This window comes from Caballeronia sp. ATUFL_F1_KS39, assembly GCF_023630985.1.
Classification (GTDB): Bacteria; Pseudomonadota; Gammaproteobacteria; order Burkholderiales; family Burkholderiaceae; genus Caballeronia; species Caballeronia zhejiangensis.
The window spans coordinates 166,612-190,590 of the sequence record NZ_JALQDZ010000017.1; the positions used below are offsets into that span (position 1 = coordinate 166,612).

Below are 23,979 nucleotides of genomic sequence, written 5' to 3' on the forward strand. Positions count from 1 at the left end.
GCCGAGATAAGGGAATCAGCGTTCTTCGATGCGTCCGTGCTGAAAGGTCAGCACGCGATTGCACATCTTCTCGACGAGACTCGGCGAGTGCGAAGCCAATACGAGGATCGACGAGTTTTCCACGACCTTGTCGAGACGCTCGGCCGCCTTCTCGTTGAACGCGGCATCGCCGACCGACAGCCATTCGTCCATTAGCACAATATCGGCGTGAATCGAAGTCGACACCGCGAAGGCGAGACGCAGCAGCATGCCGCTCGAATACGTCCGCACGGGCATGTTGAGGAAATCTTCGCCGAGTTCGCTGAATTCAGCGATCTCATCGAGCTTGCGTTCGATCTCGCTGGGCTTGATGCCCATCATGATGCCGCGCAGGAAGATGTTCTCGTAGCCCGTTGCTTCGTGGTCCATGCCGAGAGAGAGGTCGATCAGCGACACGATCCGGCCGCGCACTTCCAGTGAGCCGCCGACGGGCGGGTACACGCCGGCGAGAACACGCAGCATCGTCGTCTTGCCTGCGCCGTTGTGGCCGACAAGTCCTATCCGATCACCGGGCCGGAACTCGAAGGAGACGTCGTCGAGCGCGCGCACCGTCACGCGCTTGGCGGCGTCCGCGGCTACGCGCCCGCCCGTGGTAGCGCGCATCAGCGACTTGCGCAGTGAACGGTGCGACGCGTTATAAATCGGAAATTCGACGACGACGTTCTGCGCGCGAATGTATGAGTCACTCATCGTAGAATCACAGCCAGTATGCGATGCGGTCACGGAAACGTCCTTGCAGCGCGATGCCGATCACAAGAAGTACAAAGGTGGTCGCGAGCGACCAGATCCACGAATCCAACGGAAAGTAACCGTTGATGATAGGCGCCCGCACAATCTCGATGAGATGCGCGAATGGATTGTACTGCGCCACCCATTGATGCTTTTCGCCAAGCGCCTCCGGACGCCAGATGATCGGTGTCACGTAGAAAAGCACCATCGTCGCGTTCTGGATGATCATCGGCATGTCGCGAAAGCGCGTGCAAAACACGCTCACAATCATCGAAATGGCCAGCATGGCGATCGTGCCGAGAAGTAGTCCGGGGAGGGCGAACAACGCATGCCACGTCAGACTCGGGCCGAGCAGGCCGACGACGATCACGATGATCACGCAGTTGTGCCCGAGAATGATCAGGTTGCGCATCAGAATGCGCAACAGATACACGCCCATCGGAAAACGAATCTGTTTGATCGTCGATTCAAACTGCGTGAAACTCGTGCACGCCTCGTTGATTTGTGCGGCGTAGAACGTCCACACGACGTTGCCAATCGCAAAGAATGGCAGAAAGGACTTTACGTCGTTCTTGAAGAGCACGGACCACAGCACGCCCATCGTACCGATCATGATGCCGGTGGAGAGCGTGACCCAGAACGGTCCGAGAATCGAGCGGCGATAGCGCTGCCGTATGTCATACCAGGCGAGCAGCGCCCAGAGATGCGGGTTGGCGAGCGCGTCCCCGAGATCGCGCAGACCCTTGAAGCGGTTGATTGAGGTTGTGTTCATACCTGCTTGCAAAAATTTAGCCCACTATTGTAGCCGAATGCGTTTCCGCCAAAGCGCCGCCCGGCGCGTCGGATCCGCGTCTACGCGCCAGCGGCACGCCGCGTTCAGCGTGGCTCGCGAAGCGCTTCCATCATGCCTCGGCACATTGCGCCCGCCCTCTCACCCCTCGGCGGCACGAACAGCAATTGCAGCACGAAAAGTCTCGCGAGTCTGCGCGCCCAGAAACGCTTCCAGGGCTTAGCCACGCCCGCGGTGCGAATCAGCCGAATGGAATTCCGGAAATAGAAGTAATCGCGACGCGGGCTGTGCACGGCGAGTTGACGCCGCCCGAGAAACCAGAACGAAATGTTTTCGTCGCCGATAGCGTGCTCCAGACGCGCCTGCGGCACGCACCAGAACGCAAAGCCAGCCCGCTTTGCACGCAGGCACCATTCAATATCGACCTGATCCACGAAATACGCTTCATCCAGCGGTCCCACGGCGTCGAAGGCTGCGACGGAGACGAGCGTGCCGGACGCGATCAGATACTCGCACGGTGCCGGTTGCGATGGCATAGGGACGAACCGCACGGCGTCATCGATGATTTGCGGCAGCGGCGCGGCCGTTCCCGATTGCCTGTCGACGATCGCGGGTCCAACAGCGCCAACCGCGATCCCGGAACGGGCCAGCGTGTCGGCCGCCATGCCAAGTTCGATGACCATGCGCGTGTCAGGCACGCTGTCGTGATCGAGCAGGAGCACGTCGGTCGCATTCAGCGACTTGGCCAATCCGATGCCGCGATTCTGCGCTGCCGCGACGCCGACATTGTCCGGGAGGGCGTGCAGCATCGCGCGTCCGTCGCACAAGCTCGTGATTTGCCGCAGCGAGTCGACGCGGGAGCCGTTGTCGATCACGATGATGGCGTCGACCTGTGGCCGCGTCGCCGTAAGCAAGGCTTCGAAAGTGCGGGGATCCGGGTCCATCGTCACCACGACGGCGACGATAGCGCGCGTTGCGCCCGCCTCGCTCATACGCTCGCCGCGTGCTGCGCAACGAGCGCGAGAATGCGCTCGGCGCGGCGCGCGTAGGTGTGATCTGCGAGCGCGCGCCGCTGCGCCGCGCCAGCGATCGAAGCGGCTTTGCCGGGATCGTCGCGAAGCATTTCAACGTGTCGACGCAATTCCGCGGGCGAATCGAAAAGCAGGATTTCGCCCGCATCCGGATCGAAATAGTCGTAGATTTCCAGGCCTTCGACGAACATGCATTGCACTGTGCCCGCCATCGCCGCTTCGAAGGTGCGCGGTCCGGGCGTCGGCGCATCGAGATTGAAGCGCGCATTGGCGAGATCGAAGCGTCGCCCGATATTCAGCGTGACGAGCGAGCTCGCGTAGTAGTCGGGCAACAGGCGATTCTCGACGCGCTCGTTGCGCGCGAATTTGATCTCCGTCGGCCACTCGGCACCGAGCACTTCGACGTTCACGCCCGACAAAGCCGGCGCGCAGTCGCGCAGCAGTCCCACGCGGTTCGGAAACCCGACGCCGCAGAAGAAGACCTCGCGATCCTTCAACGGACGCGGCGCGCGATAATGATCGCTCCTGCTCGCGCCCAGCGGTACATGATGAACGCGTGGATGCTGATAGTGCGTTACGGCCCAGCGGTCGTTCGAGAAGATCACGTCCGCGATGTGCAGAATCTTGTAATTGAAGTCGAACTCGTAAGGATCGTCGTGCAGCCAGAAGGCGAGGCAGGCCCCGGTGCGCAGACAATAGTTTTTCAGTCCGTGATAGACGCTTACCGCAGGCATGCACGATCCGAACACAAGCACGAGTTGCGGTGCGAATTCTTCCGCACAGAATTCGGCGGCTTCGAGCGACGTCACGCGAACGGCCGCCGCGCCCATCAGTTCACTGAAACCTTCAGCGACGTAGCCACGCAATTGCGCGTTGTTGTTGATCGAATCAGGCGAAGCGCTGCATACCAGCACACGTTCTATCGTGTCCATAAGATCCTTTTTGCATGTTTTGCCAGGAGCTTCGCCGTATTCTTGAAGCCATGCGTTGCGTAATAGGCGTGTACGTTGCGCAGCTTCGAGCGCCGAAGCTCGTTCATGATCTGCTTGGGCATGACGGCCGACGCGATGGACTGCAACGACGACGCCTGGGCCGCAGGCAGTCGAGGAGCGGCTCCGCTCTGAAACCATGATGTCGATTGCAACACGATCCCGAGCTCGGCGATGCCTTCCGCGCGTACATCGGCGGAAGACCGAGCGGAATGCGACAGATCGCGGAGATGCCGCTGGTAGTGCTCCTTCAGCGCGACGACATGGGGCGTGAGCGTCGGATAAAGAACACCTGGCTGTTGCGCGTCTATGTTCGCCTTCAGGCCAGCCAGCAGCGCTCGATCTTCCGCGAGCAGCCGGATGGCATTGATGAGATCGCCTTCCGCACCGACACGAATCTTCATTCCATTCACGCGATTCTTCACTCGCTCGCCGAGTGCGCCGATATCGGAGACGATCGGCACGATGCCGTTCTGCCACGCCTCCGACAAGGTCAGACAGTATGTCTCTGGCCAGATGGACACATGCACCGACACATCGCATTCGAGCAGTTCAGTGGGAAGCTGATTCGCGGAGTAGGTACCGTGCACGAAGACGTTCGGAAATGCTGTCTTGTCGGCCAGATAAGCGTAGTCGTCGTCGAGGCGGCCGAATACGTGAAATTCCACGGGGGCCGAAGCGAGTGCGGCCGCGGCGGGCGCGAACAGGTCACCGCCCTTTCCCACCGTCACGTTGCCAAGCAGCGCGACCTTCAGCGGCTCTCCGGCTTGCTTCACTGTTCGCGACGAGCGCGAACTGACCGTGTCATCGTCGAGAATGGGTACAGGCAGCACATGAACGCCGGCATGCTGACGCACCGCAGGGTAAATGGTGCGAACCAGATTGCGCCCGCCTTCCGTGTTGAAGAAGATGAGATCCGACGCTTCGAGCACGCCGTTCCAGAACGCGCGCCGCGCCGCCTGCGATCCGGGCAGAATCTGGCGCTTCTTCCACAGGCACAGATCGCACTGCGCCAGCGAAACATCGGGTGCGCCGCAGAATTCGCCCTTGAACGAGATCAACTGATATTCGTTACAAACGGGCAAATAGTCATGAATCGTCATTGCGGTCGGAATACCGAGCGAACGCGCGACATGCACCAGCGAAGGCGGATGCCCGATGAAATGCTGGAAGTGAACGAAATCGACCTTGCGTTCGATGAGCATCGCACGGAAAGCCTTTTCCCGTTCCGGCGACGACAGCATTTGCACCGCGTACGGCTCTGCGAACGTGTAGCGCTTGAGCAGCTCGTAATTGTGGTCGAGGAGGAGCGCGTCCCAATGCTCGCCCGCGTTCCCGCGAACAAAGAACAGGATGTCGAAGTCGTCGCCGAGTTGCGTGCGCAAGCGGTCCAGATAGATCTCAACGCCACCGAAATCGCCCCGCGCCACGTAGTTGTGACTGACGAACAGAAGCGTCTTGCGTGCCACCTTCGATTCGACTGACAACGCGGGCGTATCAGAGGCAAGGGGCCGCGACGGAAGGCTGGCGGCTTCCTCAAGCATCGTTGCCACGCGACGGTCGTAGGTGTGGTCGCGCAATGCGCGTTCTCGCGCCGCGCTCGCGATCTGGTTGCGATAGCCGCGATCGTTGATGACATCCGATGCCTTGCCAAGGAAGTCCTTCGCATCGGAGAAGAGCACAATCTCACGGCCCGGTTCGAACGCCTGTGCAACCTCCGCGAGCGATTCCTGAACCAGTTGCACGCCGCCCGCAAGCGCCGCTTCGAACAGGCGCGGCGGCGGGGTTTCCGCGAACTCCTTGTTACCCGAGGCCGAAAACACGCGCGGCAGCAAGATGGTGATTGCGGAGCGGTTGACGAAGCGCCCGAAGTCCGGCGGCGAAGTGCGCCATGTGATCAGGCTCTCTGGCAGATCGACGTTGCGCGGCGGCAAATGCTCATTAACCGGCAGCGCGAGCTTGAAGCGCCAGTCGGCGGGCATATCGCCGAGTATGGAACGAACGAACGCGGTGCGGTTAGGCCACGCCGTGCCCGCGAAAAAAAGGTCGTAACGCAACGGCTTGTCAGCCGGGAGCACCGGAAGACTGTGAAATTCGACGGCGCCCGCCAGCGGCAAATGACGTCCTTTCGAACCGTATTCGGCGACGCTCGAGGAATCGTTGGTGAAAACAAGGTCGAAGATTGCCGCATTGCGCTTGTTGACCGAGATCTCGTAGGGATCTTCGGTCACCCAGAGAATTGAGCGTCCGCACGCGTGCGCGAGCCGGGTGCACAAGACGGCGTCGAGTTCTTCTCCATCGAATGCGATGAAGAGATCGCACTGATTGCGATAAGCCAGTTCGATTGCATCCAGCGCATCCGCCTCGATCACGAATTCGACTTCGCCCGAACGCGCAAGCGCCTCGCGCAGTGCAATGCAAATATAGTGATTGGGGTTACGAAACTTGGTGTCGAGTAGCAAGACCCGATATTTACGATTTTTCATGTTGTTCCAGATGATCGCGCTCGAGTGCTCGAATCCGTTTCATTGACCGGCAACTGTCTGTTCGATTACCCTTAGGCCGAACTATTCACTCGGATCCAGTCACTTGTCTCGCCGCACTGCCGCCGTCATTGTCACATATGAGCCCGAGCCCGAACCGCTGGCCCGACTGATTCGGTCGCTTTCCCCGCAGGTACGAACGATATATATCGTTGACAATGCATCGACGAATATCGAGCAATGGCAACACCTCCTTCTTTCTGCCGATTGCCGCGTCATCCGGATGACGAGCAACGAAGGCATCGCCGCCGCGCTGAACCGCGGGCTGGTCGCCGCAGAAGCCGAAGCCGATCTCGACTTCTGCGCCATCTTCGACCAGGACAGCGCGCCTTCGGACCGGATGATCGAATCCCTCGAACAGCATCATGACCGTCTCTCGCAGCGGGGACCGGTCGCGCAAATCGGCCCATATTTCTTCGAGCACAATCGCGGCATTTTTCTGCCGTTCATCGAATTCAAGCTCGGCATTCCAAGACGCAAACGCGATCCCGGCAACGGCACGTGGACAACCGCCGATTATCTGATCTCCTCCGGGGCGCTCCTGTCGCTCGACGCGCTGAAGAAGATCGGCAACATGGACGAATCGCTCTTCATTGATTACGTCGACATTGAATGGGGACTGCGCGCCCGGGCGGCCGGCTTTCAAAGTTATGGCGCGTTCGACGTGCGCATGGAACACCGCATCGGCGAAGAGGCGCTGGACGTTGCAGGATTCCGGCTTGCCGTACATAAGCCGGTGCGCCGCTACTACTACTATCGCAACGCCGTGCTGCTGTGCCGACGTCCGTACATTTCGCTGGCGTGGAAAATCAGCGAAATGACGCGGCTCGGCATCAAGTTCCTGATTTTCAGCACGATGTCGAAACGCCGCCGGGAGGACTTCGTCATGATGACGCGAGGCATTCGCGACGGGTTGCGCGGCGTAACCGGCAAGTATCAGTGAACCGGGCGCACCGCACCGTACATGTGCAGTGCGCCCTTCGAACTCGCGGCATCAACGCTCCGCGAGACAGAGCCGCAAGGCGTCGTCCCATTGCGGAACCTTCAACCCGAACGCGGCTTCCAGCTTGCCACACGACATACGGGAGTTGGCGGGCCGTTTCGCCGGCGTAGCGTACTCGCTTGCGGGAATCGGCTCGACAGAGGGCTTCTTTTCGAGTGCGGACGTATCGAAAATCGCGCGTGCAAAGTCAGCCCACGTCGTCGATCCTCCCGCGCACAAGTGATACACGCCCGACTTGGCGCGCCACCAGTCATTCCCCTCGATCCCGCCTTGCGCCGCGATGTGCGCGACGAGCGTTGCTATTGTCTTGCTCCAGGTGGGCGCGCCATGCTGATCGCCCACGATGCGCAGGGACGGTTTGTCCGCTGCAAGGCGGAGCATAGTCAGCAAGAAGTTCTTGCCGCGCAGGCCGTAGACCCAGCTCGTGCGCAGCACGAGCGATGCGCAGCCGACCTGAGCGATCGCCTGTTCGCCGGCGAGCTTGCTCGAGCCATACACATTCTGAGGATTCGTCGCGTCGGTTTCGACGTATGCGCCGGCTTTGGTACCGTCGAAAACGTAATCGGTCGAGAAATGCACAAGTGCCGCACCAAGGCTGCGCGCTTCCTCGGCGATGACACCGGGCGCTTCGCCATTGATCCGCATGGCGAGGTCCACTTCCTGTTCCGCCTGATCCACCGCTGTGTACGCGGCCGGATTCACGATCAAGGCCGGCTTCGACTCGCGGATCACCCGGCGAATCTGATCGAGATCGGACAGATCGAACTGCTGCCGATCCAGCGCGACCACCCGTCCCAGCCCCTGTAGCGAACGCGCCAGTTCGAACCCAACCTGGCCGTTGACGCCTGTGACAAGAATGTTGCGTTCCATCGTCATGCGAGCCTCAGGCGAATACTTCGGCTTCCGACAGCTTCTTCCCCGCCGCGTCCTTCGCCGCGAGCATCGGCTCGAAATCGATCGGCCATTCGATGCCGATCTCCTTGTCGTTCCACACGATGCTGCGTTCGAACTCGGGAAACCAGTAGTCCGTCGTCTTGTAGAGGAACTGCGCCGCATCCGACAGCACGACGAAACCGTGCGCAAACCCCGGCGGCACCCACAATTGCCGATGATTCTCCGCCGACAGATTCACGCCAACCCACTTGCCAAAGTTCGGCGAACTCTTGCGGACGTCGACGGCGACATCGAACACTTCGCCTTCCACCACGCGCACGAGTTTGCCCTGCGCGTGCTGAATCTGATAATGCAGACCGCGCAGCACGCCCTTCGCCGAGCGCGAGTGGTTGTCCTGCACGAATTCGACGCCCGCCTCGACGTGCTCGGCAAACTCGCGAGCGTTGAAGCTTTCATAGAAATACCCGCGCGCATCGCCGAACACCTTCGGCTCGATGATCTTGACTTCGGGCAACGCCGTAGCGGTTACTTGGATGGCCATGCGACTTGGTCCTTCGGAAGATTGAGCAGATATTGACCGTAGGCGTTCTTCGAAAGCGGCTTCGCGAGTTCGAGCAGTTGCTCGTCGCCGATCCACTTCTTGCGATACGCGATTTCCTCGGGACACGCCACCACCAGCCCCTGACGCTTCTGCAACGTCGCGATGAACGTGGCCGCGTCGATCAGCGAATCGTGCGTACCGGTGTCGAGCCACGCATAGCCACGCCCCATGATTTCGACATTGAGCCGCTTCTCCGCCAGATAGCGAGAGTTCACATCCGTAATTTCGAGTTCGCCGCGCGGGGACGGCTTGATATCCGCCGCGATGTCGCACACCTGATTGTCGTAGAAGTAAAGACCCGTCACCGCGTAGTTCGAGCGGGGCTTCGCGGGCTTTTCTTCGATCGACAGCGCTCTGAATTGCTGATCGAACTCGACCACGCCATAACGCTCGGGATCCTGCACGTGATAGGCGAACACCGTTGCGCCATCGGTACGGGCACTGGCCGCGTCCAACTGCTTGACGAGATCGTGTCCGTAGAAGATGTTGTCGCCGAGAATCAACGCCGACGGATCATTGCCAACGAATTCCCGCCCGATGATGAACGCCTGCGCAAGCCCGTCCGGCGACGGCTGCACCGCGTACTGAATGTTCATGCCCCACTGGCTGCCGTCGCCGAGCATCGACTCGAAGCGCGGCGTGTCTTGCGGCGTCGAGATGATAAGCACATCGCGGATGCCGGCGATCATCAGCGTCGACAGCGGGTAGTAGATCATCGGCTTGTCGTAGACCGGCAGAAGCTGCTTCGACACCGCGTGCGTGATCGGGTAAAGCCGCGTGCCGGACCCGCCGGCCAGAATAATGCCCTTGCGCGCCATGATTCAGCCCCTCACGCGCGCTGCGCGTAGTTCGTCTCGACCCATTTCCGGTAGTCGCCGGAAGCCACTTCGTCGGCCCACGCCTGGTTGTCCAGATACCACTGAACCGTCTTCGCAAGACCCGTCTCGAAGGTCTCCGCAGGCTTCCAGCCGAGTTCGCGCTCGAGCTTGCGCGCGTCGATGGCGTAGCGGCGGTCGTGGCCCGGACGGTCCTTTACATATGTGATCTGATCGCGATACGAACCGCTCGACTTCGGCTTCGCGCGATCGAGCAAGTCACACAGCGTGTGCACGACTTCGAGATTCTTTTTCTCGTTCCAGCCGCCGACGTTATACGTCTCGCCGGGCACGCCGCGTGCGAGCACCTCACGGATCGCGGAGCAGTGATCGCCCACGTACAGCCAATCGCGCACGTTCTGGCCATCGCCGTAGACCGGCAGCGGCTTGCCGCCGAGCGCGTTGGCGATCATCAGCGGAATCAGCTTTTCTGGGAATTGATACGGACCGTAATTGTTCGAGCAATTCGTGGTCAGGACCGGCAGTCCGTACGTGTGGTGATACGCGCGAACGAGATGGTCGGAGCCGGCCTTGGTCGCGGAATACGGGCTGTTCGGCGCGTACGGCGTGGTCTCGGAGAACTGCGGATCGGTGGCCGAAAGCGAGCCGTACACTTCGTCGGTCGATACGTGCAGGAAGCGGAACGCCTGCTTCTCGTCTTCGGGAAGCTTGCTCCAGTACATCCGCGCGGCTTCGAGCAGCGTGAACGTGCCGACGACGTTCGTCTGCACGAAATCGGCCGGGCCGTGGATCGAGCGATCGACGTGGCTCTCGGCGGCGAAGTGCAGAATGGCGCGCGGCTTGTGTTTGGCCAGCAGCGCATCGATCGCGGCGCGGTCGCAAATATCGGCGCGCTCGAAGATGTGGCGGGGATCGTCCTTCAGAGACTTGAGCGTTCCCAGATTGCCCGCATACGTCAGCTTGTCGACGTTGAGCACGGGTTCGTCCGAACCATTGAGCCAATCCAGCACAAAATTGGCGCCGATGAAACCGGCGCCGCCCGTCACGAGAATCATACGTGGCCCTCTTTATAGCTTTCCGTCGGGTTATTACGCCGCGCGAAAGCTCGAATATGCGAAAAAATTGCGACAGTTGCGGTGGACGAAAGCAGAATCGGAAGATATGGCCGATTTTCGTCCATTCCCGGCCCGGTTTGGTCAACCCCGAATTATAAGGCTCCGCCATTCGAAAACTAGACGAATAACAACTTGATACAGCTCGCGATTTATGGTTGCACAGGTGGCAGCAGGTAATGCCAGCCTGTGCATCCGTCGGATGAAGACACAGTGTTTGCCCGCTGTTCCATAATCTTCGCTCACCCGGATTTCCTCTTAGAAGCCTGACAACAAGTCTCCCAGATGACCATCGCCATCTCCCCCGCTCCCCTCGTCTTCGGCGATCTCCAGGGCTGCTGCGATCCCTTCCAGCGCCTCCTCAAAAAAGCCGCGCCATCACCCGACACACCGCTCTGGTTCGCGGGCGATCTCATCAACCGTGGTCCGAAGTCCTTGCAGACATTGCGCGAGATCATCGCCCTCGGCTCGCGCGCAACTGTCGTGCTTGGCAATCACGATCTGAATCTGCTCTCCGTCGCCGCCGGCCTGCGCAAGCCGAAAAAAGGCGACACGCTCGATGAAATCCTCGCCGCGCCCGACGCCGCCGATCTCATCGAGTGGGTGCGTCACAAGCCGGTCGCGCACTTCGAAAACAATGTGCTGATGGTTCACGCGGGCGTGTTGCCGCAATGGGACGCGACGATGACGATGGAACTCGCGCACGAGCTTGAGCAAGCACTGCGCGCACCGAACTGGAGGGAAACGCTCGCGTCGCTCTACGGCAACGAGCCGCATCGCTGGGACGATTCATTGAAGGGTGCCGACCGGCTGCGCGTGATCTATAACGCGCTGTCGCGGATCCGCTTCTGCACGCCGGAGGGCTCGATGGAGTTCGCCAACAACGGCGGCCCCGACGCCGCGCCGCCCGGCTATATGCCGTGGTTCGACGTGCGGGACCGCCGCACGCGGGACGTGACAATCGTCTTCGGCCACTGGGCCGCGCTCGGTCTGATGATCCGCGACGACGTTCTTTGCCTCGATTCGGGCTGCGTGTGGGGCAACAAGCTGTCGGCGGTGCGCCTTACGGCCGATCCCGCACAGCGCGTCGTCACGCAGGTGAGCTGCGCGATGAAGAAGTGAACGGCACCTCCGGCATCGCATCGGCGGCGGCCGACAAGCCGCGCATGCGCTGAAGCGCTGCATCGACGGAAGCCTGGGCCTCGCACGCGAGCAGCCGCCGATCCACGCCCGGTGCGAGCGCGTCACACACGTACAGATGCGCGGTAAGCGGCCGCGCGCGCAAGAGCGCATTGAGCGAATCGTTGAGCGACATATCGCCGATATACGCCGGCGCGGTCGATTGCCTTCCGCGCGCATCCTCGTACATCAGGCAGATCGGCTGCACCGGGCACGACGCCGACACCGCCGCCTGAAACATGTTCGCGTGAAAGGGCAGCAGCGCTTGCCCGTCCGAGGTCGTGCCTTCCGGAAACACGCACATCTTTTCGCCGGCGAGCAGACGATCCGCGAGCTCGTGCATGATGCGCTTCGCGTCGCTGCGCTTCTCGCGCTGCACGAACACGGTATCCAGTTGATGCGCAAGCCAGCCGACCACCGGCCATTTGCGGATCTCGGCCTTCGACACGAACGGCGTCGGACGCCACGCGTTGATGACGTAGATATCGATCCACGAGATGTGATTGCCGACGACGAGCACGCCGCTATCGAGCCGCGCCTCGTCGTTATGCACGACGAGCTTCATCCCCGACAGCCGCAGCATTTCGAGCGACCACAGTCGGTTCATCTCGGCGCGTTCGGCCGCCGACACGCGGGCAAAGTGCGTCGCGACGATCCACATGCCGTATAACAGATGCGCGACGAGCCGCAGCTTGCGCCATGCGAAGCGCATGTTCAGCGGCTCTCGTAAGCGACGTGACCGCCGACCACCGTCGCACGCACGCGCGCCGGCAATTCGTAGCCACGAAACGGCGTGTTGCGGCCCTGGCTCTTCAGCTTCAGCGGATCGACGCGCCATTCGCTCGCCGCATCGAACACGCACAGATCGGCGAGCGCGCCCGTCGCAATGCGGCCGGCGGGGAGCTTCAGCACGTCGGCGGGCGCGGACGTGATGCGCGACAGCGCCTTCGCGAGTGGCACGTTCGCTTCGCGCGCCCACTTCACCGTCAGCGACAGCAGCAATTCGAGGCCGGTCGCGCCGGGCGTCGCTTCGGCGAAGGGCAGCAGCTTTTCGTCGTCGTCGAGCGGCGTGTGATCGGAGCAGATCGCGTCGATGGTGCCGTCGGCGAGACCCGCGCGGATCGCATCGCGGTCGCGTTGCTGACGCAGCGGCGGATCGAGGCGAAATTGCGAATCGAAATAGCCGATGTCGATGTCCGTCAGATGCACGTGATTGATGGTCACGTCGCACGACACGGCGATTCCTTCGGCCTTCGCCGCGCGCACGAGCGCGACGCCCGCCGCCGACGACAGATGCGACAAATGCACGCGCGCGCCCGTCACGCGCATCAGTTCGAAAATGGTATGCAGCGCGATCGTTTCCGCCGACACCGGCACGCCCGACAGCCCGAGCCGCGACGCCACCGCGCCGCTCGCCGCCACGCCGCCCTTCGACATGTACGCATCCTGCGGACGCAGCCACACGGTATAGCCGTACGTGGTCGCGTACTGCAGCGCGCGTTGCAGCGTGCGCGTATCGACGATCGGGTTATCCGCCTGCGAAAAGCCAACGCAGCCCGCTTCAGTCAGCTCGACCATCTCGGTGATGGTCTCGCCTTTGAGTCCGACCGTCAGCGCGCCGAGCGGATACACGTGCGCGAGATGCAGCTTCTGCGCGCGAAACTTGAGCATTTCGACAAGACCGGGTTCGTCGAGCGTCGGATCGGTGTCGGGCGGGCACACGAGACTCGTCACGCCGCCCGCCATCGCGGCGGCCATCTCGGATTCGAGCGTCGCCTTGTGTTCGAAGCCCGGTTCGCGCAGACGCGCCGACAAATCGACGAAACCCGGCGCGACGTAAAGCCCCGAAGCGTCGATGACCTTGGCCGCGTTGAAATCCGCGGGCGCCTCGCCGATGCCGACGATCCTGCCCGCCGCGATGAACACGTCCTTGCGCTCTTCCGTGCCGGCCGCCGGATCGATGATCGTGCCGTTCTGAATCTGGATCTTCATGTCGTCTTTGTCAGTCAGTGTTGCCGGCCACGATGCCCATCACCGCCATGCGCACGGCGATGCCGAAAGTCACCTGATTCAGGATGACCGACTGCGGGCCGTCGGCCACTTGCGAGTCGATTTCCACGCCGCGATTCATCGGGCCGGGATGCATGACGATCGCATCGGGCGCGGCGAGCGCGAGACGCTCGGGCGTCAATCCCCAGCTCTTGAAGTACTCCTGCGCGGACGGCAAGAGCGCGCCGCTCATGCGCTCGTTCTGCAGGCGCAGCATGATGATGACGTCGACGCCCTTCAGCCCTTCGTCGAGATTGTGATAGACGTGCACGCCCATCTGATCGAGATTGCCCGGCAACAGCGTGCGCGGTCCGATCGCGCGCACTTCGGGCACGCCGAGCGTCGTCAGCGCGTGAATGTCGGAGCGCGCGACGCGCGAATGCAGGATGTCGCCGACGATCGCCACGCGCAGCTTCGTGAAGTCGCGCTTGTAATGGCGGATCGTGTACATGTCGAGCAGGCCCTGCGTCGGATGCGCGTGACGGCCATCGCCCGCATTGATGACGTGCACGTGCGGCGCGCAATGCTCGGCGATCAGATACGGCGCGCCGCTCGATGCGTGACGCACGACGAACATGTCGGCGTGCATCGCGGAGAGATTGTTGATCGTGTCGAGCAGCGATTCACCTTTGCTCGTCGACGATGCGTTGATGTTCAGATTCAGCACGTCGGCCGAAAGACGCTTCGCCGCGATCTCGAACGTGGTGCGCGTGCGTGTCGAGTTCTCGAAGAAGAGATTGAACACCGACTTGCCGCGCAAAAGCGGCACCTTCTTCACTTCGCGATCGGTCACGCTGACGAACTGCTCGGCGGTATCGAGGATGTGCGTGACGATCGAGCGCGGCAATCCTTCGATGCTCAACAGGTGCTTCAGCTCGCCGTTCTTCGTCAGCTGCGGATTGCCCTTGAGAAAGCCGTAGCGAAAGGTGTCGGGCGCGGCGGCGCCTTCGGTGGCGGTATTCATGTCGATCCCGGATGTACTTTGAAAAGACGTCGAAGCGCTCGCTTCAGCTGGCGCGCGCTTCCGTCCTGAAGTCGAATGCGCCGTCTTCGCGACGCGCGAGCACGAGATTCTGATTCGCGGGCACATCGAGCGTCGCGCCGGTGAAACGCGCGCCGATCGGCATTTCGCGCCCGCCGCGATCGGCGAGCACCGCGAGATCGATCGATGCCGGACGGCCATAGTCGTACAGCTCGTTGATCGCCGCGCGCACGGTGCGCCCCGTGGACAGCACGTCGTCGACCAGGATGATGCGGCGGCCGTTCACCTCGAAGGGGAGCGAGGTCGGGCTCGCCTGGCTGTGCAGGCCTTTCTTCGCGTAGTCGTCGCGATGCAGCGCCACGTTCACCACGCCGAAGCGCGGCGCGTTAAGATCCTTCGCGAGCCGCTCGGCAAGCCACACGCCGCCGCTGAAAATGCCCGCGAGAACGGCGCCGTCGGGCGCGGCGAGCGATTGTCCGTAGGCAGCGCGAATCTGGTCGACGAGCGCGCGATACAGCGCCTCGGCGTCAATGGAACTCATGATCGTCGGCAAGTCCGTCGAGATATTGTTGAAGGATGACGCGCGCGGCTTCGGCGTCGATTTCGTCGAAGCGGCCCCGCGCATTGGCGCGCACGCCGCGCTCGCGCAAATCGGCTTTGGCGTCGACGGACGAGTAGCGCTCGTCCACCCATTGCACCGGCACGTTGAAACGTCCGTTCACCTGATTGCCGAAGCGCTTGGCGAGCGCGCTCATTTCGTGCGGCGTGCCGTCGGGATGCATTGGCATGCCGACGACGATGGCGTCGGGCTTCCACTCGTCGAGCAGTTTGCCCACTTCGACGAAGCGATATTCGCGATTGCGGTTTTCCAGCGTGACGAGCGCGCGCGCGTGGCGGGTGAGCGTATTGCCGACGGCGACACCAATGCGTTTCTCGCCGTAATCGAATGCCAGCAGCGTGGCTTCGCGGCTCATGCGTGCCCTGCTTCGCCGGACAACATCGAGCGCGACACGCCGAGCAGCGAGAGCGCCGCTTCGAGGCGGTCTTCGGCTGGTACGTCGAAGATGATGCGCGGATCGGCTTCGACGGTCAGCCAGCCGTTCTTCGAGATTTCCTCTTCGAGCTGGCCCGCGCCCCAGCCGGCATGACCGAGCGTGAGCAGGAAGCGCTCGGGGCCCTTGCCGCTCGCGACTGCTTCGAGCACGTCCTTCGACGTGGTCATGGCAAGGCCGCCGGGCACGCTCATCGACGAGCTATAGGGTTCGCCCTCGCCCGCTTCGTGCAGCACGAAGCCACGCTCGGTCTGCACGGGACCGCCGAAATAAACGGGCAAATGGACGAGCGGCTCGATTTCGAGCTTGAGATCGATGCGATTGAAGAGCGATTGAAGGTCGATGTCGGTCGGCCGGTTGATGACGAGACCGAGCGCGCCCTTCTCCGTGTGATCGCAAAGGTAGACCACCGTTCCTGAAAACGTCGGATCGGCCATGTTGGGCATGGCGATCAGGAACTGATTCGTCAAATTGATGCGATCGGAAGTCTTGGACATAATTCAGAATTTTAACAAAGGCGCTGCGAGATGGCCGACTTTGATGTGGGTCTGGTCTGGTTTCGGCGGGATCTGCGCGCGGCAGACAATGCTGCACTCTATCACGCGCTTACAAGGTGCCGTCGGGTGCTGTGCGCCTTCGTTTTCGATCGCGATATTCTTGCGCCGCTCGACAAAAAAGACCGGCGCGTGCCGTTTATTCACGCGAGCGTCGTCGAGCTGGATCGCACGCTGCGCGAGGCGGGCGGCGCGTTGATCGTGCGGCACGGGCACCCCGTGCACGATATTCCTTCGCTCGCACGCGAATGCGGCGCGAACGCCGTGTTCGTCAATCGCGATTACGAGCCGGCGGCGAAGGCGCGCGACGAAGCCGTCGCGCAGAAGCTCGCGAGTCAGGACATCGCGTTCTTCTCTTTCAAGGATCAGGCCGTCTTCGATCACGACGATGTGATGACAGGCGCCGCAAAGCCCTACACCGTCTTCACGCCGTACAAGCGCAAGTGGCTCGCGACGCTCACGCCCGATGCGCTTGCGCCCTACGCATCCGAAGAACATCTGGACGCGCTCGCCAAGCCGCCGTCGAACGTGAAGCATGCGATTCCATCGCTCGATGCGCTCGGTTTCGGCGATGCACCCGCGCCTGCGTTTCCCGCCGGCACGCGCGGCGCCTATGAACTCTTCGACGATTTCCGGGACCGCATGATCGACTACGGCCGCACGCGCGATTTCCCCGCGCTAAAAGGGCCGAGCTATCTCGGCGTTCATCTGCGGCACGGCACGATGTCGATCCGCGCGCTCGCCCGCAGCGCCCACGATGCGCAGCGTCACGGCGACAAGGGCGCCGAAACGTGGCTAGGCGAGCTTATCTGGCGGGAGTTCTATTTCTCCGTGCTGCACCATTTTCCGCACGTCGGCGTGACCGGCGATCATCGCGCGTTCAAGCCGGAGTACGACCGCATCGGCTGGGAAACGGGCGATGCCGCCGACGCGAATTTCGCCGCGTGGTGCGCGGGTCAGACGGGCTATCCGCTCGTCGATGCGGCGATGCGGCAGATCAACGCGTCGGGATACATGCATAACCGTCTGCGCATGGTTGTGGCGAGTTTTCTGACAAAGGATCTCGGCATCGACTGGCGACGCGGCGAGGCGTACTTCGAAGCGCATCTGAACGACTTCGAGCTCTCGAACAACAACGGCGGATGGCAATGGGCCGCGTCGAGCGGCTGCGATGCGCAACCGTACTTTCGCATCTTCAATCCGGTCACGCAGTCACGGAAATTCGATTCGGCGGGCAAGTTCATCCGTCATTACGTGCCAGAGATCGCGGCTCTTTCCGATCGCGATATCCACGCGCCGTGGCTTGCAAAACCGGATGCGCTGAAAGCGGCGAAGATCTCGCTCGGCGCGGATTATCCGCAGCCGATCGTCGATCACGAAGCCGCCAGAAAACGCACGCTCATGCGTTATGACGTCGTGCGCGCGCCGGGCCCGAAGCAGCTTCCGCCCGACGACGGCGGCGAAGACTAGCGCGCAAACGGCGCAGGTTTTTCGATCATCGACGTCAGCGCGACGATCGATCCGCGCCCTTCTGAAGGCGCAATGCCGGCCGCCGCCTGATGCAGCATCGAACGCAGCATTTGCGCGGCGCGCTCGGGCACGGTCGCGTCGATGCCGCGTGTCGCGCCTTCGGCGCCATCGGCGTGCGTTTCGCCGTGATGCGCGACGCGCCGCCACGCGAGGCCGAGCGTATCCGCCAAGAGCGCGACATGCCCGAGGCCCAGCGCGCAAGCCGCCGCGCCCAGCCGATGCGACGCGTCCGCCGCCGACAGCGCCGCCGCTTCGTCGACCATGCCGGTTTCGTTCGCCTGCGCGCCGCGCTCGACGAGCGCATCGATCGACGTTTCCGCGCTCTGCAGGAAGTCCTCGTAAGCACTCGCGTTCACGCGCAGCACGCCGAGATCGCGCGTCGCGGCGTCGCGCGAGGCTTCCTCGCCCGCCTGCGCGGCGCTCTCTTCCCACGCCGCTTCCGATTCGGGCGTCGCGGCGACGTGCCACGCGACCGTCAGGCCGTAATCGCGCAAAACATCGACGTGGTCGGCATCTTCCGGCCGCGCGCCGTACAGCGCGAAATCGCGCCACAGCAGCGCGAGCGTCGCGCGCACGAGCGAGCGCGGCGCGTACGACAGCGCGTGCGCCTGATCCGCCAGCACGAGGTTGAAGCGCGCGTAGAGACGCTTGACGTCGGCGATGTAGTCCAGCTCGCCGCCGGTGCGCTGCGCGCGCTCGCGCAGCGCCACGACCGCCGACGACGCGAGCCGCCAGAAATCGTAGGGATCCGGGCCGCGAAGTTCGTCGAGACAGGCGTCGAGGCGCGCGAAGGTGTCGGCGGAGCCTTCGGCCGGTCCGCGCAAGAGTTTCAGCAACGTTTCCTCATAGCGCGCGCGCGTGTGCGCGAGCCGCTCGGGCGCGACGCCGCGCAGCGTCGCCGGCGCGATCGCGCGGCCCGCGAGGGCGAGGTCATCGTAGGAAACCGGCGCGATGCGCGTATGCGATGCAAGCAACGCATGCAGGCCGCGATAGTGATCGAAGAGCGCCGTCGAGCAGGAGAGTTCGCGCAGATTGCGCCGCTCGACCGCACCGCGAAAAACCGCGATCGCATCGGCGATGCGCGCGTGGCTGCCTTCCGATTCCTCGCCGAGCGGCGCGACGAGCGTCAGCGCCTCGGCGAAGCGCTGCGCGGGAAGCCAGCCCGCCGAATGCAACGCGGCGATCGCGCGCTTGAGCGCCGCCCCGGTTTCGCCCTGACGCTGGAACGCGTGCAGCGCGTCGGTCAGCGCCATTTCTGCGAGTCGCACCGATCCGCCGCGCGGATTGGGCAAGGCTTCGTACGGAACGGGCAGATCGGGACGAGATGTCATAACAAGCGCTCACAAGCCGGTTCGCGGGCGCGGCGATGGAGGGCCATCGTCACCCGCCGTTTAAATGCGTCGTCGACAGGCGGGAGACGGCGTCGCCGCGCCTGCTTCAAGCGTATGCCTTAACGGGCCAGTGCGGGAACCGAACCTGCAAAGGCTTCCCGCATCTTTGTTCGCCAACGTCGGTCGACGCCGGAATCGCCGCAACGAACTTATCTGACTCTGCAAAATCCGAAAAATCGGACGGGCCGCCCGACGGCGGCCCATGCGCGGCACGCGCCGTCAGCGACGTACGCGGTCCGCAAAAAACGCGCGCCGCATGACGCGAGTCATGCGGCGCGGCAGAACGACAAGATCAGATCTGGACCATCTCGAAATCTTCCTTGCGGGCTCCGCATTCGGGACAGGTCCAGTTGATCGGAACGTCCTCCCAGCGCGTGCCCGGCGCGATGCCCTCGTCAGGCAATCCCGCCTCCTCGTCGTAGATCCAGCCGCAGATCAGGCACATCCAGCTTCTGTATTCCATACTTATGCCGAGTCGATTGGTCGTTTAAAAATAGGACATGATGGTACCGTGTTGCCGTGCCGATGCCTAGCAAGCCGCCCGCCTGCGGTGCGCGCATCGTGACATCGGTCGAAACGGCCGTCACGCCGGGTCCGGTGAAGAAGGCTAGCGCACCGGAAAAAAGTGCGCAAAGAAAGATTCCTGGCGGCGTTAGGCCGCATAATCAGACATGACCGAGCGGGCATTCGCTCACGCGCCGAGGCGCGCACGAGTTCGCTTAGAGCCGATCGTCCATTCAAGCAATCCAATACCATAATGTCCGTTTTTGCCATGACCGGCGATTCCCCTCCGATCGTACTCACCTTCGGCCTTTCCGACCCGACGGGCGGCTCCGGCCTGCAGGCCGACTTGCTGACGCTCGCCAGCATGGGCTGTCACGGCGCGACCGTGCTGACGGGCTACGCGGTGCGCGATTCCGCGACCTGCGATGAAGTGACGGGCCTCGATCCGGACACCGTCGCGACGCAGGCGCGCATGTTGCTAGAGGACATGCCGATCGCCGCCTTCAAGATCGGCGCGGCGACGCGCGCGGAGCTCGTGTCCGCCATCGCCGAAGTCGTCTCCGATTACGACGACGTGCCGCTGATCCTCGCGCCCGATTTCACGCTCGACGACGAACACGTCCTGTCCGCCGATGAACTGCGCGAATCGCTCGCCGATCTGCTCGTGCCGCAGACCACCATGCTGATTGCCGATCACGCCACGCTACTGCAACTCGCGCAGCCCGACAGCGACGCGGAATCGCCGACGCTCGATTCCGCGATTTCCCACATTCTGGCGCAGGGCTGCGAGTACGTGCTCGCGATGGAAACCGGCACGCATCGTCACGTCAACACGCTCTACAGCGAAGAAGGGCTCGTGCGACAGGACACGTGGGAGCGCAGCGTGCAACGCATCATGGGCCTGACCGATACGCTCGGCTCGGCAGTCGCCGCCCTGCTCGCCAACGGTCAGGAACCTGCCGATGCCGCGCGTGAGGCGCAAGAGTATGTGTTTCAGGCCGCGCGCGCCGCGTTCCGGCCCGGCATGGGCGCGTATCTGCCGGATCGCTTTTTCTGGGCGCGCTCGAACGATGCAGACGAAGAAGGCGACGCATCCGCGCTGCCCGACGATCCAACGGGATTGCCCGGAGAAGCCCGACACTGACACACAACAAGAAGGGAGGCGACGCGAGCGCATGCCATACCGACTGCCCCATCTGCACAAGCCCGGCCCGCAAGGCGCGATCCGCATCGGCTGCGCGGGCTGGGGCCTGTCGAGCGGTGCCTCCGCGAGCTTTCCGCATGAAGGCACTCATCTCGAACGCTACTCGCACGTTCTGACGTGCGTCGAGATCAACTCCAGTTTCCACAAGCCGCATCGCGAGCAGACCTACGCGAACTGGGCGCACAGCGTGCCCGAGTCATTCCGGTTCTCGGTCAAGCTGCCGAAGGCGATCACGCACGACGCGCGTCTCGTCGATATCGAATCGCTGCTCGACGACTTCCTCCGCGCGGCCGGCCAACTCGGCGACAAGCTCGGATGCTGGCTCGTGCAATTGCCGCCGAGCCTGCCGTTCAATCACGACATCGCCGACGCGTTTTTCAAGGCGCTGCGCGAGCGCACGACGTTGCCGGTCGCGTGCGAGGCGCGCGAACATAGCTGGTTCACGACGCACGCGGCAGCGTTGCTGAAGTCGCATCACATTGCATACGTCGACGCCGACCCGATTCCCGACGAATGCGAGATCAAGCATCGCGCGGACACATCGCTCGTGTATGTGCGGCTGCACGGCTCGCCCGAGTTATACAGGTCTTCGTACGACTACACGTATCTCGACGAACTCGCGCGCACGCTGCACAACCGCGCGAAGAAGACGGCCGAAGTCTGGTGCATCTTCGACAACACCGCCGAGGGCCACGCGCAGCCCAACGCGCTGCATCTGATGGAGCGGCTGCGGATTCATCACAAGGTCTGAAGTTCTTTTTGGAGGCTTCCTCAGATGCTCAAGCTGCTTGCGGCCACGCTCGCCGCGTCTTGCATTTTCACGGCCACGCCGGCACACGCTCAGAACGCCACGCCCGCCGGCGATGGCACGTTCCTGCTGACGATCTTCCTCAAGCACGACGAATCGAAGACGCTGCCCCAGATCAATCAGCAGTTGAAGGAGCAAGGCTACTTCAAGCAGTTTCCGCCGCCGGGCGTCGAAGTAGTGTCGTGGTACGTGATGATGGGAATCGGTCAGGTCGTCACGTTGCGCGTACCCGCCGACCGGTTGCGCGAAGTCAACCGCGCGATCGAAAGCACAGCATGGGGCGGATATCGGACGGAGTTCTATCCGACGTACGACTACAAGGCCGCCGCGCAGAAGTTGCGCGAGGAAATGAACAAATAATCCGGACGAAAAAAAACCCGCATCGCTGCGGGTTTCTTCTTTCGGCATGACGCGAGCCTCTTTCGAAGCCCGCGCCGATGTAATCGGCTTTCGCCAGATTACATGTCCATGCCCATGCCGCCCATGCCGCCGGGCATGCCGCCAGGCATCGGAGCATCTTCCTTGGGCAGTTCGGCGACAGCTGCGTCGGTCGTCAGCAGCAGGCCAGCCACCGATGCCGCGTTTTGCAGCGCCGTGCGCGTCACCTTCGTCGGGTCGACGACACCGGCTTCCACCAGGTCACCATACTCGCCGGTTGCCGCGTTATAGCCGTAGTTGCCCGTACCCTGAGCAACTGCTGCCACCACGACCGAAGCTTCTTCGCCGCCGTTCGTGACGATCTGGCGCAGCGGCTCTTCCATTGCGCGCAGGACGATCTTGATACCAGCGTCCTGGTCTGCGTTCGCGCCCTTCAGGCCGTCGATCGCCTTGCGAGCGCGGATCAGCGCAACGCCGCCGCCTGCCACGATGCCTTCTTCCACAGCTGCGCGCGTTGCGTGCAGTGCGTCTTCGACACGTGCCTTCTTTTCCTTCATTTCGACTTCGGTCGCAGCGCCGACCTTGATCACCGCAACGCCGCCGGCCAGCTTGGCCACGCGCTCTTGCAGCTTTTCACGGTCGTAGTCCGACGTCGCTTCTTCGATCTGCTTGCGCACTTGCTTCACGCGAGCTTCGATGTTCACGGCTTCGCCAGCGCCGTCGATGATCGTCGTGTTTTCCTTGCCCACTTCGATGCGCTTCGCCTGGCCCAGTTCAGCCAGCGTTGCCTTCTCGAGTGTCAGGCCGGTTTCTTCCGCGACGACTTGACCGCCGGTCAGGATCGCGATGTCTTCCAGCATGGCCTTGCGGCGGTCGCCGAAGCCCGGAGCCTTGACAGCAACCGTCTTCAGGATGCCGCGGATGTTGTTGACGACCAGGGTAGCCAGCGCTTCGCCTTCGACGTCTTCAGCGATGATCAGCAGCGGACGGCCAGCCTTCGCGACTTGTTCCAGAACCGGCAGCAGATCGCGGATGTTCGAAACCTTCTTGTCGTGCAGCAGCACGAACGGGTTTTCGAGGACGGCGACTTGCTTGTCCGGGTTGTTGATGAAGTACGGCGACAGGTAGCCGCGGTCGAATTGCATACCTTCGACAACGTCCAGCTCGTCTTGCAGCGACTTGCCGTCTTCGACGGTGATGACGCCTTCCTTGCCGACCTTGTCCATCGCTTCAGCGATGCGCTCGCCGATCGACGTGTCGCTGTTCGCCGAGATCGAGCCGACTTGCGCGATTTCCTTGTTCGTCGTGCAGGGCTTGCTGATCTTGCGCAGTTCTTCGATTGCTGCAGCCACGGCCTTGTCGATGCCGCGCTTAAGGTCCATCGGGTTCATGCCCGATGCGACGTACTTCATGCCTTCGCGAACGATGGATTGCGCGAGCACGGTAGCGGTCGTGGTGCCGTCACCTGCGTTGTCGCTGGTCTTGGAAGCAACTTCCTTGACCATTTGCGCGCCCATGTTCTGAAGCTTGTCCTTCAGTTCGATTTCCTTCGCGACCGACACACCGTCCTTCGTGACCGTCGGGCCGCCGAAAGAGCGCTCGAGCACGACGTTGCGGCCCTTCGGACCCAGCGTGACCTTGACCGCGTTGGCCAGGATGTTCACGCCTTCGACCATCTTGGCGCGTGCGGAATCGCCAAAAGTGACTTCTTTAGCTGCCATATCCAAACTCCTTGATTCGATTCGGTTTGCTGGCTTCGCTGCGGCGCTCGGACGAGCGGC

At 62.5% G+C, this 23,979-nt stretch carries 24 protein-coding genes; 6 read left to right on the plus strand and 18 right to left on the minus strand.

Translation table 11 applies throughout. The features are described 5' to 3' along the window. Window positions 1-15 precede the first annotated feature (15 nt). The 5 genes from NCR93_RS10825 to NCR93_RS10845 form a co-directional block, all read right to left on the minus strand. Complete coding sequence (locus NCR93_RS10825; RefSeq protein WP_250440118.1) at window positions 16-729, minus strand: ABC transporter ATP-binding protein; 714 nt, start codon at window positions 727-729, stop codon at window positions 16-18. 7 nt (window positions 730-736) lie between these two features. After that, a complete protein-coding gene (locus NCR93_RS10830) occupies window positions 737-1,540 on the minus strand; it encodes an ABC transporter permease (RefSeq protein WP_250440120.1) in 804 nt (267 codons plus the stop codon). Window positions 1,541-1,644: 104 nt separating this feature from the next. After that, window positions 1,645-2,550: a glycosyltransferase family 2 protein gene (locus tag NCR93_RS10835; protein WP_250518291.1), complete on the minus strand. Its 906-nt coding sequence runs from the start codon at window positions 2,548-2,550 to the stop codon at window positions 1,645-1,647. After that, on the minus strand, window positions 2,547-3,521 hold the full coding sequence (locus NCR93_RS10840; RefSeq protein WP_250518292.1) for a CgeB family protein: 975 nt from the start codon (window positions 3,519-3,521) through the stop codon (window positions 2,547-2,549). The genes NCR93_RS10835 and NCR93_RS10840 overlap by 4 nt, the downstream gene beginning before the upstream one ends. Then, window positions 3,509-6,064 carry a glycosyltransferase family protein gene (locus tag NCR93_RS10845; RefSeq protein WP_250518293.1) on the minus strand — a complete coding sequence of 852 codons (2,556 nt, stop codon included), beginning with the start codon at window positions 6,062-6,064 and terminating at the stop codon, window positions 3,509-3,511. The genes NCR93_RS10840 and NCR93_RS10845 overlap by 13 nt, the downstream gene beginning before the upstream one ends. A 103-nt stretch (window positions 6,065-6,167) precedes the next feature. On the opposite strand from NCR93_RS10845, the gene NCR93_RS10850 reads away from it, so the two are divergent. Next, a complete protein-coding gene (locus tag NCR93_RS10850; RefSeq protein WP_250518294.1) occupies window positions 6,168-7,064 on the plus strand; it encodes a glycosyltransferase family 2 protein in 897 nt (298 codons plus the stop codon). Between the two features lie 51 nt (window positions 7,065-7,115). On the opposite strand, the gene rfbD is transcribed toward NCR93_RS10850, so the two are convergent. The 4 genes from rfbD to rfbB are packed head-to-tail and all read right to left on the minus strand — an operon-like array spanning window position 7,116 to window position 10,510. Beyond that, window positions 7,116-8,000 carry a dTDP-4-dehydrorhamnose reductase gene (gene rfbD, locus NCR93_RS10855; protein ID WP_250440128.1) on the minus strand — a complete coding sequence of 295 codons (885 nt, stop codon included), beginning with the start codon at window positions 7,998-8,000 and terminating at the stop codon, window positions 7,116-7,118. A 7-nt stretch (window positions 8,001-8,007) separates the two neighbouring features. Further along, on the minus strand, window positions 8,008-8,559 hold the full coding sequence (rfbC, locus tag NCR93_RS10860) for a dTDP-4-dehydrorhamnose 3,5-epimerase (protein WP_250440130.1): 552 nt from the start codon (window positions 8,557-8,559) through the stop codon (window positions 8,008-8,010). Beyond that, entirely contained in the window at window positions 8,544-9,437 is an 894-nt protein-coding gene (rfbA, locus tag NCR93_RS10865; protein WP_250435059.1) for a glucose-1-phosphate thymidylyltransferase RfbA, read from the minus strand. Before rfbA ends, rfbC begins: the two co-directional genes overlap by 16 nt. An 11-nt stretch (window positions 9,438-9,448) precedes the next feature. Next, on the minus strand, window positions 9,449-10,510 hold the full coding sequence (rfbB, locus tag NCR93_RS10870) for a dTDP-glucose 4,6-dehydratase (protein ID WP_250440132.1): 1,062 nt from the start codon (window positions 10,508-10,510) through the stop codon (window positions 9,449-9,451). A gap of 342 nt (window positions 10,511-10,852) precedes the next feature. Here rfbB and NCR93_RS10875 point away from each other — a divergent pair, with 342 nt between their 5' ends. Beyond that, window positions 10,853-11,689 (plus strand): symmetrical bis(5'-nucleosyl)-tetraphosphatase, encoded by an 837-nt coding sequence (locus tag NCR93_RS10875; RefSeq protein WP_250518295.1) that lies wholly within the window; start codon window positions 10,853-10,855, stop codon window positions 11,687-11,689. On the opposite strand, the gene NCR93_RS10880 is transcribed toward NCR93_RS10875, so the two are convergent. From NCR93_RS10880 to NCR93_RS10905, 6 genes are read right to left on the minus strand one after another with little or no spacing between them, the layout of a single operon-like run. Beyond that, window positions 11,658-12,458 carry a lysophospholipid acyltransferase family protein gene (locus NCR93_RS10880; protein WP_250518296.1) on the minus strand — a complete coding sequence of 267 codons (801 nt, stop codon included), beginning with the start codon at window positions 12,456-12,458 and terminating at the stop codon, window positions 11,658-11,660. The genes NCR93_RS10875 and NCR93_RS10880 overlap by 32 nt on opposite strands. A gap of 2 nt (window positions 12,459-12,460) precedes the next feature. Beyond that, complete coding sequence (locus NCR93_RS10885; RefSeq protein WP_250518297.1) at window positions 12,461-13,738, minus strand: dihydroorotase; 1,278 nt, start codon at window positions 13,736-13,738, stop codon at window positions 12,461-12,463. Window positions 13,739-13,748: 10 nt separating this feature from the next. Then, window positions 13,749-14,759 carry an aspartate carbamoyltransferase catalytic subunit gene (locus NCR93_RS10890; protein WP_008342662.1) on the minus strand — a complete coding sequence of 337 codons (1,011 nt, stop codon included), beginning with the start codon at window positions 14,757-14,759 and terminating at the stop codon, window positions 13,749-13,751. 43 nt (window positions 14,760-14,802) lie between these two features. Next, window positions 14,803-15,318 (minus strand): bifunctional pyr operon transcriptional regulator/uracil phosphoribosyltransferase PyrR, encoded by a 516-nt coding sequence (gene pyrR, locus NCR93_RS10895; protein ID WP_244807554.1) that lies wholly within the window; start codon window positions 15,316-15,318, stop codon window positions 14,803-14,805. After that, complete coding sequence (gene ruvX, locus NCR93_RS10900) at window positions 15,305-15,751, minus strand: Holliday junction resolvase RuvX (protein ID WP_244807555.1); 447 nt, start codon at window positions 15,749-15,751, stop codon at window positions 15,305-15,307. Before ruvX ends, pyrR begins: the two co-directional genes overlap by 14 nt. Further along, entirely contained in the window at window positions 15,748-16,326 is a 579-nt protein-coding gene (locus NCR93_RS10905) for a YqgE/AlgH family protein (RefSeq protein WP_008342667.1), read from the minus strand. Before NCR93_RS10905 ends, ruvX begins: the two co-directional genes overlap by 4 nt. Before the next feature lie 30 nt (window positions 16,327-16,356). Here NCR93_RS10905 and NCR93_RS10910 point away from each other — a divergent pair, with 30 nt between their 5' ends. Next, window positions 16,357-17,853, plus strand: a complete 1,497-nt coding sequence (locus tag NCR93_RS10910) for a cryptochrome/photolyase family protein (RefSeq protein WP_250481603.1) — start codon at window positions 16,357-16,359, stop codon at window positions 17,851-17,853. On the opposite strand, the gene NCR93_RS10915 is transcribed toward NCR93_RS10910, so the two are convergent. Further along, the gene (locus NCR93_RS10915; RefSeq protein ID WP_175980442.1) at window positions 17,850-19,244 is read right to left on the minus strand and encodes a hypothetical protein; all 1,395 of its coding nucleotides are present in this window, start codon (window positions 19,242-19,244) and stop codon (window positions 17,850-17,852) included. The genes NCR93_RS10910 and NCR93_RS10915 overlap by 4 nt on opposite strands. Before the next feature lie 352 nt (window positions 19,245-19,596). Continuing rightward, window positions 19,597-19,767 (minus strand): rubredoxin, encoded by a 171-nt coding sequence (locus NCR93_RS10920; RefSeq protein ID WP_008342674.1) that lies wholly within the window; start codon window positions 19,765-19,767, stop codon window positions 19,597-19,599. A gap of 309 nt (window positions 19,768-20,076) precedes the next feature. Between NCR93_RS10920 and thiD the strand changes: the two genes are divergently transcribed. From thiD to NCR93_RS10935, 3 genes are read left to right on the plus strand one after another with little or no spacing between them, the layout of a single operon-like run. Further along, window positions 20,077-20,952 carry a bifunctional hydroxymethylpyrimidine kinase/phosphomethylpyrimidine kinase gene (gene thiD / locus NCR93_RS10925; protein WP_250518298.1) on the plus strand — a complete coding sequence of 292 codons (876 nt, stop codon included), beginning with the start codon at window positions 20,077-20,079 and terminating at the stop codon, window positions 20,950-20,952. 31 nt (window positions 20,953-20,983) lie between these two features. Beyond that, complete coding sequence (locus NCR93_RS10930) at window positions 20,984-21,763, plus strand: DUF72 domain-containing protein (RefSeq protein WP_250518299.1); 780 nt, start codon at window positions 20,984-20,986, stop codon at window positions 21,761-21,763. A gap of 24 nt (window positions 21,764-21,787) precedes the next feature. After that, window positions 21,788-22,180: a hypothetical protein gene (locus NCR93_RS10935; protein ID WP_175980444.1), complete on the plus strand. Its 393-nt coding sequence runs from the start codon at window positions 21,788-21,790 to the stop codon at window positions 22,178-22,180. Between the two features lie 98 nt (window positions 22,181-22,278). Here NCR93_RS10935 and groL read toward each other — a convergent pair whose 3' ends face one another. Next, the gene (gene groL, locus NCR93_RS10940; RefSeq protein ID WP_008342681.1) at window positions 22,279-23,919 is read right to left on the minus strand and encodes a chaperonin GroEL; all 1,641 of its coding nucleotides are present in this window, start codon (window positions 23,917-23,919) and stop codon (window positions 22,279-22,281) included. Window positions 23,920-23,979 lie beyond the last annotated feature (60 nt).

Coding starts and splice junctions, on each gene's coding strand:
- NCR93_RS10825 (WP_250440118.1), bottom strand. CDS start 729: ATGAGTGACTCATACATTCGCGCGCAGAACGTCGTCGTCGAATTTCCG.
- NCR93_RS10830 (WP_250440120.1), bottom strand. CDS start 1,540: ATGAACACAACCTCAATCAACCGCTTCAAGGGTCTGCGCGATCTCGGG.
- NCR93_RS10835 (WP_250518291.1), bottom strand. CDS start 2,550: ATGAGCGAGGCGGGCGCAACGCGCGCTATCGTCGCCGTCGTGGTGACG.
- NCR93_RS10840 (WP_250518292.1), bottom strand. CDS start 3,521: ATGGACACGATAGAACGTGTGCTGGTATGCAGCGCTTCGCCTGATTCG.
- NCR93_RS10845 (WP_250518293.1), bottom strand. CDS start 6,064: ATGAAAAATCGTAAATATCGGGTCTTGCTACTCGACACCAAGTTTCGT.
- rfbD (WP_250440128.1), bottom strand. CDS start 8,000: ATGACGATGGAACGCAACATTCTTGTCACAGGCGTCAACGGCCAGGTT.
- rfbC (WP_250440130.1), bottom strand. CDS start 8,559: ATGGCCATCCAAGTAACCGCTACGGCGTTGCCCGAAGTCAAGATCATC.
- rfbA (WP_250435059.1), bottom strand. CDS start 9,437: ATGGCGCGCAAGGGCATTATTCTGGCCGGCGGGTCCGGCACGCGGCTT.
- rfbB (WP_250440132.1), bottom strand. CDS start 10,510: ATGATTCTCGTGACGGGCGGCGCCGGTTTCATCGGCGCCAATTTTGTG.
- NCR93_RS10875 (WP_250518295.1), top strand. CDS start 10,853: ATGACCATCGCCATCTCCCCCGCTCCCCTCGTCTTCGGCGATCTCCAG.
- NCR93_RS10880 (WP_250518296.1), bottom strand. CDS start 12,458: ATGCGCTTCGCATGGCGCAAGCTGCGGCTCGTCGCGCATCTGTTATAC.
- NCR93_RS10885 (WP_250518297.1), bottom strand. CDS start 13,738: ATGAAGATCCAGATTCAGAACGGCACGATCATCGATCCGGCGGCCGGC.
- NCR93_RS10890 (WP_008342662.1), bottom strand. CDS start 14,759: ATGAATACCGCCACCGAAGGCGCCGCCGCGCCCGACACCTTTCGCTAC.
- pyrR (WP_244807554.1), bottom strand. CDS start 15,318: ATGAGTTCCATTGACGCCGAGGCGCTGTATCGCGCGCTCGTCGACCAG.
- ruvX (WP_244807555.1), bottom strand. CDS start 15,751: ATGAGCCGCGAAGCCACGCTGCTGGCATTCGATTACGGCGAGAAACGC.
- NCR93_RS10905 (WP_008342667.1), bottom strand. CDS start 16,326: ATGTCCAAGACTTCCGATCGCATCAATTTGACGAATCAGTTCCTGATC.
- NCR93_RS10910 (WP_250481603.1), top strand. CDS start 16,357: ATGGCCGACTTTGATGTGGGTCTGGTCTGGTTTCGGCGGGATCTGCGC.
- NCR93_RS10915 (WP_175980442.1), bottom strand. CDS start 19,244: ATGACATCTCGTCCCGATCTGCCCGTTCCGTACGAAGCCTTGCCCAAT.
- NCR93_RS10920 (WP_008342674.1), bottom strand. CDS start 19,767: ATGGAATACAGAAGCTGGATGTGCCTGATCTGCGGCTGGATCTACGAC.
- thiD (WP_250518298.1), top strand. CDS start 20,077: ATGACCGGCGATTCCCCTCCGATCGTACTCACCTTCGGCCTTTCCGAC.
- NCR93_RS10930 (WP_250518299.1), top strand. CDS start 20,984: ATGCCATACCGACTGCCCCATCTGCACAAGCCCGGCCCGCAAGGCGCG.
- NCR93_RS10935 (WP_175980444.1), top strand. CDS start 21,788: ATGCTCAAGCTGCTTGCGGCCACGCTCGCCGCGTCTTGCATTTTCACG.
- groL (WP_008342681.1), bottom strand. CDS start 23,919: ATGGCAGCTAAAGAAGTCACTTTTGGCGATTCCGCACGCGCCAAGATG.